The sequence below is a fragment of the Mucilaginibacter sp. P4_E8 genome (assembly GCF_056401495.1).
Genome location: NZ_JBFUJG010000371.1, coordinates 1 through 1,508 on the forward strand (window position 1 = coordinate 1; position 1,508 = coordinate 1,508).

3 protein-coding genes are annotated in these 1,508 nt (G+C 36.7%); 1 reads left to right on the forward strand and 2 read right to left on the reverse strand.

What is annotated here, in order from left to right:
* Nucleotides 1-280: 280 nt before the first annotated feature.
* Complete coding sequence (locus AC1DRQ_RS31465; RefSeq protein WP_477430065.1) at nt 281-721, reverse strand: Hsp20/alpha crystallin family protein; 441 nt, start codon at nt 719-721, stop codon at nt 281-283.
* 136 nt (nt 722-857) lie between these two features.
* Between AC1DRQ_RS31465 and AC1DRQ_RS31470 the strand changes: the two genes are divergently transcribed.
* Nucleotides 858-1,304, forward strand: coding sequence for an acyl-CoA thioesterase (locus AC1DRQ_RS31470; RefSeq protein ID WP_477430067.1), 447 nt, complete (start codon nt 858-860; stop codon nt 1,302-1,304).
* Nucleotides 1,305-1,389: 85 nt separating this feature from the next.
* Here AC1DRQ_RS31470 and AC1DRQ_RS31475 read toward each other — a convergent pair whose 3' ends face one another.
* Entirely contained in the window at nt 1,390-1,488 is a 99-nt protein-coding gene (locus tag AC1DRQ_RS31475) for an FAD-linked oxidase C-terminal domain-containing protein (RefSeq protein ID WP_477430069.1), read from the reverse strand.
* Between the last annotated feature and the right edge of the window lie 20 nt (nt 1,489-1,508).

Here is a 1,508-nt window from a genome sequence, read left to right on the forward strand (position 1 = left end):
GGTTTGTGCTAATAGCGCAGCAGATAATAACAGCAGGGTTGCTGAAAAAAGGATGTTTCGTTTCATGAAAAAGGTATATAAAGATTGTTAAATATACAATAATTATACACCCCAAATGCCAGTTAGGAGTATGCTTATTTCAAGCAGATTTTATTATCAAAGCTTCCGGTCAATATCAATAGTAGTTTATAAACATACAGGCACAAAAAAAAGACCGCCCCAAATGGAGCGGCCTCTCTCTTAAAAACCAAACTAACTACTCTATGAAAACAGTCTTTAATTATTTTACAGCTATTTCTCTTGACTGAAATTTAGCTTCTTCTTTTTTGGCTACAGTAAGCTTCAATATACCATCGGTATAATCAGCTTCAATTTTTGAATGATCGGCACTTTCTGGCAAAGTAAAGGATCTGGTAAAAGAGTTGTAGCTGTATTCGCGTTTGCTGAATTTTTTGCCTTCTTCTACGTTCTCACTTTTCTTTTCGGCCGATACAGTTAATACGTTCTTATCTAAGTTGATCTTAAAATCTTCTTTCTTTAACCCAGGTGAAGCCAGTTCAATATGAAACTCGTTTTCGTTTTCTGCAATGTTCACTGCAGGTACGCGGGCTACTAATTTATCGCCAATAAATGAATCGTTCAATATTGAATCGAATACATCGTTAAAGAATGGGCCTACTGCGTTATTTTTTAATCCGTTGTTGAATTTTACTAATGTCATTTTAATATCTCCTTAAAAGTTTTTGTTTTTGTTAACTTCGTAACCTATTAATCAACTGTTATACCAAGAGATAAAACCGATAACACACCAGACAATTTGTCGCAACAAACGGTTTTATACAGACAAATTGACACCAATGGCTGAAAAACTTACTGATTACAAGTACAAAACGGGCATCCCCATCCGTTTTTCTGATATAGATGCCTTCGGGCACKTTAACAATGCGGTGTACTTAACCTATTTTGAAATAGCAAGAACCAACTATTGGAAAGAAATAATTAACTGGGACTGGAACCATGCGGGTATTATACTGGGCCGGTCAGAGATCAATTATCTGAAACCCATCACCATWAATGATCAAATAGCCTGTTATGTGCGCACTATACGCATAGGCAACAGCAGTTTTGATGTCATGCATGTATTGGTAAAAGTAACCCCACAGGGCGAAGAAATTGTAACTACAGGTAAAACTGTTTGCATTAGCTACGATTATGCAGCCAACAAATCAGTGTCCATCCCTGCCAACGAGCGCCGCAGTATGATTGAGTATGATGAACCGAGATTGATCTTGAATACAAATTAATTTTAGATGTGCAGATTTCAAATGTGCAGATATGCAGATGACTTCATTTTCAAATCATCTGCATATCCGCACATTTGCACATCTGTTAAAATATCTTCCCGGGGTTCAATACACCCTTAGGATCAAATACTTTTTTGATTCCCCGCCAAAGGGCAAAATGCACATCTGAATATTTTATCGGCATAAAATCCTTTTGTACCAGGC